The following is a 6,709-nucleotide window of genomic DNA, read 5'->3' as shown; positions in this document are numbered from 1 at the left end:
GTTGAAGGTTGAGTAACATCAACTGGAGGACCGAACCGACTAATGTTGAAAAATTAGCGGATGACTTGTGGCTGGGGGTGAAAGGCCAATCAAACCGGGAGATATCTGGTTCTCCTCGAAAGCTATTTAGGTAGCGCCTCGGACGAACACCTTTGGGGGTAGAGCACTGTTAAGGCTAGGGGGTCATCCCGACTTACCAACCCTTTGCAAACTCCGAATACCAAAGAGTGCTATCCGGGAGACAGACGGCGGGTGCTAACGTCCGTCGTCAAAAGGGAAACAACCCAGACCGTCAGCTAAGGTCCCAAAGTAATTGCTAAGTGGGAAACGATGTGGGAAGGCTTAGACAGCTAGGATGTTGGCTTAGAAGCAGCCATCATTTAAAGAAAGCGTAATAGCTCACTAGTCGAGTCGGCCTGCGCGGAAGATGTAACGGGGCTAAGCAATTCACCGAAGCTACGGGTACTGATGCTTGCATCAGTGCGGTAGAGGAGCGTTCTGTAAGCCGTTGAAGGCGAAGGGGTAACCCACGCTGGAGGTATCAGAAGTGCGAATGCTGACATGAGTAACGATAAAGGGGGTGAAAAACCCCCTCGCCGAAAGACCAAGGGTTCCTGTCCAACGTTAATCGGGGCAGGGTGAGTCGACCCCTAAGGCGAGGCTGAAAGGCGTAGTCGATGGGAAACGGGTTAATATTCCCGTACTTCTGCTAACTGCGATGGAGAGACGGAGAAGGCTAGGCCAGCGCGGCGTTGGTTGTCCGCGTTTAAGGTAGTAGGTGGTGTGCTTAGGCAAATCCGGGCACACATACACTGAGAGCTGATGACGAGTCCCCAAGGGGATGAAGTGGTTGATGCCATGCTTCCAGGAAAATCTTCTAAGCTTCAGGTTAGTAGAAATCGTACCCCAAACCGACACAGGTGGTCGGGTAGAGAATACCAAGGCGCTTGAGAGAACTCGGCTGAAGGAACTAGGCAAAATGGTACCGTAACTTCGGGAGAAGGTACGCTGCCGGCGGTGAAGACCTCGCGTCGTAAGCTGCTGGCAGTCGCAGATACCAGGTGGCTGCAACTGTTTATCAAAAACACAGCACTGTGCAAAATCGCAAGATGACGTATACGGTGTGACGCCTGCCCGGTGCCGGAAGGTTAATTGATTGGGTTATCTTCGGAGAAGCTCATGATCGAAGCCCCGGTAAACGGCGGCCGTAACTATAACGGTCCTAAGGTAGCGAAATTCCTTGTCGGGTAAGTTCCGACCTGCACGAATGGCGTAATGATGGCCACGCTGTCTCCAGCCGAGACTCAGTGAAGTTGAAATTGCGGTGAAGATGCCGTATACCCGCGGCTAGACGGAAAGACCCCGTGAACCTTTACTATAGCTTGGCACTGAACATTGACCCTACATGTGTAGGATAGGTGGGAGACTTAGAAGCGAGAACGCCAGTTCTTGTGGAGTCAACCTTGAAATACCACCCTTGTAGTGTTGATGTTCTAACCTTGGTCCCTTATCGGGATTAGGGACAGTGCCTGGTGGGTAGTTTGACTGGGGCGGTCTCCTCCCAAAGAGTAACGGAGGAGCACGAAGGTTGGCTAAGTACGGTCGGACATCGTACGGTTAGTGCAATGGCATAAGCCAGCTTAACTGCGAGACAGACACGTCGAGCAGATGCGAAAGCAGGTCATAGTGATCCGGTGGTTCTGAATGGAAGGGCCATCGCTCAACGGATAAAAGGTACTCCGGGGATAACAGGCTGATACCGCCCAAGAGTTCATATCGACGGCGGTGTTTGGCACCTCGATGTCGGCTCATCACATCCTGGGGCTGAAGTCGGTCCCAAGGGTATGGCTGTTCGCCATTTAAAGTGGTACGCGAGCTGGGTTCAGAACGTCGTGAGACAGTTCGGTCCCTATCTGCCGTGGGCGTTGGATGATTGAGGGGAGCTGCTCCTAGTACGAGAGGACCGGAGTGGACGAACCGCTGGTGTTCGGGTTGTCATGCCAATGGCATTGCCCGGTAGCTACGTTCGGAATCGATAACCGCTGAAAGCATCTAAGCGGGAAGCGAGCCCCAAGATGAGTCATCCCTAGGTCCTAGAGACCTCTAAAGAGCCGTTCGAGACCAGGACGTTGATAGGCAGGGTGTGTAAGCGTTGCGAGGCGTTGAGCTAACCTGTACTAATGACTCGAGAGGCTTAACCATACAACCCAGATGGGTTTTACGGACTTGAAGAAGTCGATACTTGATTGAAGTTTAAACTCAAGCTCTGAAAAGAGCACAGCTTTCTGAATTTAGGAATGAATTTATCAAATACATCCCTGTATTTGACCCTAACGGGCCGCGCTAAAGCGCGTTTAAAATTTGTTCCGTACAATTTTATGTCTGGTGACAATAGCATTGTGGTCCCACCTGATCCCATCCCGAACTCAGAAGTGAAACGCAATCGCGCCGATGGTAGTGTGGGGTCTCCCCATGTGAGAGTAGGTCATCGCCAGACGCCCAATTTTAGTAGTGCGCCAAGGCGTGATACTAAAGGAGCGGTAGTTCAGTTGGTTAGAATACCGGCCTGTCACGCCGGGGGTCGCGGGTTCGAGTCCCGTCCGCTCCGCCAACTTAAAGAGAAAGCCTCATCGAAAGATGAGGCTTTTTTCGTTTTGATTCTTTTCTGCAAATTTACAGAGTCATCCTTATAGGTCAGGAATATCCCGGTTCTTGAGGTTGACGATTGAGAATGCATAAGTGCTATCGTTATATTCGCTTTGGCTGTAGGATTCGTTTGAGTCTGTGACTTGGGTACTTAACCGAAATTTTTTTGTCGTTATAATAGTCATATTCTATTACAGGTGATGATTGTGGATTGTCGTATCGGTTGCGGTGCCTGTTGTATTGCACCCTCCATCAGCAGTGCCATTCCTGGGATGCCGCAAGGTAAACCTGCAGGGGTTCGTTGTGTGCAACTTGATGACAACAATCTATGTCGCCTCTTTGGTTCCCCTGAACGTCCCGATGTGTGTAGTGATTTCTCCGCATCGGTAGATGTATGTGGTAACAGCAACGAAGAGGCGCTCTGGCTGATAGGCTCTTTAGAGGTGGAAACCTCTTTCTGAAGGTGAAAGATGCAGTTAACGCGTTATACAGATTTTGGAATAAGAACTCTTATGTATCTGGCAATTCAACCGGAGCGTGAGACTTTATTTCGAATCGCAGAGATCACAGAGGTTTTTGATCTTTCACCTAATCATGTCTCCAAGATAGTACATCACCTGGGTAAGCTGGGATATTTGCAAACAATACGCGGCAAGAGCGGTGGTTTTCGTTTGGGGATGACTCCGGAGCTGATCAATGTCGGCGAGCTGGTGCGGGCACTGGAAAATTCACTGGCGCCTATTGATTGCAGCAAGCCTTATTGTCGGCTGACTCCTGCTTGTCAGTTGAAAGGGGTCTTGGCTCAAGCTGTGGATGCCTATCTGGCTGTGCTCGACCGTTATACCCTGGCAGACATTGTCAGTAACCAACAGGAGCTGCGAGCCTTGCTGCCGGATCTGGAAATCCCTGTATTACAACTCTGATTAGAGTTTTTCACCGCTGGTATTCTGCTTCTGGGCCAAAGAGATTGGCAGTAAGTTAGATACAGGCACCAGAGTGACTCCTATCTTTGCCAGCTCTGGCAGTCTCTTCTTGAGGAATTGCATACTCTCTGGGTAAGGGTGAGCTATCATCAAGGCTTCACCTTCGCTTTGGGCCTTGGCTATTGCCAAGTCCAACTGTCTTTCGAAAGCCTGTTCGGTTAGTTGATTATCCAAGAATACCTGACGTCTCAGCAGCGGAACACCCAAGGCATCGGCCTTCTCGCCAGCTTTAGTGTAGCGGGTAGTAACACTGTCAATAAAGAAGTGATCTTCCTGTAGCAATACTTCCATTAACCAGCCCATAGGTTGCTCGAGTTGAGTCAACAAACTCCCCATATGGTTGTTACTTCCCCTGGCAAAGGGCACACTCTGCAAGGCTTGTTTGAGAGTTGCTTTAAACTCGGTTTCTGACATCTGGTTGTTGAGTCCACCAGGCCCCATGGCCTTGCCGTTAAGCGCCTGCATAGGGAGGTGCACCATGATTTCGTGGCCCTTGCTGTGAGCCTGGCGAGCCAGTTGTTGCCCGAGTGGGGTATGTGGCAATACAGACAAGGTCACGGCTGAAGGCAAGGACAGGGCGGCCTCATCTGTATGGCGGTAGCCAATATCATCGATGACGATTGCCAGTCTGGCTCCCCACGCGGGAGAGCAACTTACGACCAGCAGTAGTAAGTAGAAACAATAGCGCACGTTTTATATTAATTTTATTTATTTGATTGTATCCATGCCACCGCCGAGTTGATGGCTCTATCGCTGGCGGTATCTGCATGGGGAGATATGAGGTCGATTATAGGCACAGTTTTGTTATCGGAAACAGTATTGGGTGCGATTTTTATATCGGGTTCCACCCCTTTGGCGTTAATATCCTGGCCCTTGGGTGTGGTATATCGGGCTATGGTCAGCTTGATGGTATTACCATCGATAAGTGTTGGGATCAGGCTTTGTACTGTGCCTTTACCGAAGCTGGTTTCACCTATCACCTTGGCACGGTTGTTCTCCTGCAGCGCTGCGGCCAGTACTTCGGATGCTGAAGCTGAACCGCGATTGATCAGTACTAATATGGGCACGCCGGCCAGCATGGTTTGCGGAGATGCATAGTAATCTGAGTTGGCATCGAAAAAGCGTCCTTCGGTAGCGACTATGCGGCCCTTATCCAGAAATAGATCCGCTATCCGAATCGCCTGATCCAGCAAGCCTCCGGGATTGTTGCGTAAATCCAGAATCAAACCATTTAGTGACTGCTGTTGCCACTCGCTCAACTGGTGGACCATGTCGCGGGTCGAATCTTCCTGAAAACTTGCCAGGCGAATATAGCCAATGTCGTTAGTGAGCATTTTCCCAAGCACAGAGTGGATGCTGATAGTGGCCGGTTTGAGGCTGACTTCAAAGCTGACATCCGAGTGAGCATGATGCAGCTGTAGTGATAACTCACGGTTGCTGCTGCTGAATTGCTTTATTTGGCTAAGCACCTCTTCCAGAGACTGCTTGGCAATACTCTCACCATTGACGGCAGTAACAATATCGCCGGCCATGATCCCGGCTTGTTCGGCCGGAGAACCGGGAAAAGGCGCGATAATTCTGAGCTTTTCCCCTTCGGTGGACACTTCAAAGCCGTAGCCGAAGTATTCCCCACGGTTGCTGTCTCTGAGGCTGCTCATCTGCTCCGGTTTCAGAAAGCCGGAATAAGGGTCGAGATGTTGGAATATGCCTTCAATGGCGGCATCGACAAGCTCTTTGCGGCTGATATCCCTGACGTAGTAGGTTTCCACTGTATCCATCACATCCAGCAATAATGAAAGCTCGTGGGTGTGACTGGGTTTGGGAAAGTTTTCGTGGCTGGCCAGGCTGAGAGAGACTCCCATGATGATACCCAAGCCGATATACAGCAGGTTGCGAATAGAGTTGCCCATGTTGCCCCCTTTGAAGTACCGGGGGCTGATGATTAGCGCCGACAGTAATTTGCCGGGTCGACAGCTTGCCCCTTATGCCTTATTTCAAAGTATAGGCCAGGCTCGGTTTGTCCTCCGGAACGTCCTACCAGTGCCACGGCTTCGCCGGCCTTGACTGAATCGCCTGCATCTTTCAGCAATGTCTGGGCGTGGCCATAAAGGCTCATATAACCTTTGCCGTGGTCGACAACCAGCACCATACCAAAACCGCGCAGCCAATCGGCATAGATCACCTTACCTGCGGCTACGGCACTGACAGACTGGCCCTCTGGAGCAGACAGCATGACACCTTTCCAGCGCACACTGCCGGAGCGCTGACTGCCAAAGCTGTTTTTGATCCTGCCCTTGGTGGGCCAGTTGAGGGCGCCACGGGACTTGGCCAACCCTTCCATGCTGGGGCTATCGCGCATAGCGGCCAGAGCTTGCTCGACAACCCGCTTCAGTGAGGCTTCTTCTATCTGCAGTTGCTCCAGCTCCGAGGCCTTACTACTGATGGTGCGTTGCAGTTCCTTCAGTGTTTGCTGTCGTTGATCCTGTTCTTGATTGAGGCGTTTGGATTGAGCCTTCTGATCCAGTACCAGCTGGTTGAGTCTATTGCGTTCCTGCTGCTCGCTCTGCTGTACTGCCGATAATTCCTGACGGGTCTGTTTCAGTTGTTCTATGGCCTGCATTCTGGCCTTGTTGAGGTATTCATAGTAAGCCAGCATTCGTTCTATGGTGGCCGGGTCTTGCTGGTTGAGCAGCATCTTGCTGTAGTCATGATTTCCGGCGAGATAGGCGCTGGTCAGTTGCTTGGCCAGGGTTTGCTGTTGGCTTTCTTTGAGCTTGTCCAGTTGTACGGCTCTTTGTTTCAGGTCTGCAAGGCGTTTTTCGGTATCGCGGAGGGCATTTTCTGTGTGGTTGACCTTACGGGCGGCATCGGCAATAGCCTGTTCGTCTTTTTTCAGCAGTTGCAGCAGTTTTTCCCGTTGTTTGCCTGTGTCTCTCAGGGCATTTTGCTGAGCGGTGATCTGGGATTGCAGTGCCTTTAACTCGGACTGACGCCGCTCCAGATCGGATGCCTGCAGCTGAGAGGAAAACACGAGAAAGCCAGCAAGTATGCTGGCTTTGGCTAAAATACGCTTCTGCACC

At 51.2% G+C, this 6,709-nt stretch carries 5 protein-coding genes, 1 tRNA gene and 2 rRNA genes (1 of these 8 only partly in view); 5 read left to right on the top strand and 3 right to left on the bottom strand.

Annotated features, from left to right (window positions below; translation table 11 throughout):
- From SIL79_RS06935 to SIL79_RS06915, 5 genes are all read left to right on the top strand, one after another.
- Nucleotides 1-2,202, top strand: a 23S ribosomal RNA gene (locus tag SIL79_RS06935); it begins 690 nt to the left of the window's first position.
- 179 nt (nucleotides 2,203-2,381) lie between these two features.
- A 5S ribosomal RNA gene (gene rrf, locus SIL79_RS06930) occupies nucleotides 2,382-2,497 on the top strand.
- A gap of 37 nt (nucleotides 2,498-2,534) precedes the next feature.
- Nucleotides 2,535-2,611, top strand: a tRNA-Asp gene (locus SIL79_RS06925).
- A 241-nt stretch (nucleotides 2,612-2,852) separates the two neighbouring features.
- Entirely contained in the window at nucleotides 2,853-3,107 is a 255-nt protein-coding gene (locus SIL79_RS06920; protein WP_039035350.1) for a YkgJ family cysteine cluster protein, read from the top strand.
- A 9-nt stretch (nucleotides 3,108-3,116) separates the two neighbouring features.
- The gene (locus tag SIL79_RS06915) at nucleotides 3,117-3,569 is read left to right on the top strand and encodes an Rrf2 family transcriptional regulator (protein WP_039035305.1); all 453 of its coding nucleotides are present in this window, start codon (nucleotides 3,117-3,119) and stop codon (nucleotides 3,567-3,569) included.
- On the opposite strand, the gene SIL79_RS06910 is transcribed toward SIL79_RS06915, so the two are convergent.
- From SIL79_RS06910 to SIL79_RS06900, 3 genes are read right to left on the bottom strand one after another with little or no spacing between them, the layout of a single operon-like run.
- A complete protein-coding gene (locus tag SIL79_RS06910) occupies nucleotides 3,570-4,319 on the bottom strand; it encodes a divergent polysaccharide deacetylase family protein (protein ID WP_162207157.1) in 750 nt (249 codons plus the stop codon).
- A 14-nt stretch (nucleotides 4,320-4,333) separates the two neighbouring features.
- Nucleotides 4,334-5,539 (bottom strand): S41 family peptidase, encoded by a 1,206-nt coding sequence (locus tag SIL79_RS06905; protein ID WP_071475748.1) that lies wholly within the window; start codon nucleotides 5,537-5,539, stop codon nucleotides 4,334-4,336.
- Nucleotides 5,540-5,571: 32 nt separating this feature from the next.
- A complete protein-coding gene (locus SIL79_RS06900; RefSeq protein WP_039035308.1) occupies nucleotides 5,572-6,708 on the bottom strand; it encodes a murein hydrolase activator EnvC family protein in 1,137 nt (378 codons plus the stop codon).
- Nucleotide 6,709: the final 1 nt, after the last annotated feature.

It is taken from the genome of Shewanella indica (assembly GCF_033842865.1).
Classification (GTDB): Bacteria; Pseudomonadota; Gammaproteobacteria; order Enterobacterales; family Shewanellaceae; genus Shewanella; species Shewanella indica.
The sequence above is the reverse complement of the archived record's forward strand: the minus strand, read 5'-3'. Positions and strand labels throughout refer to the sequence as shown.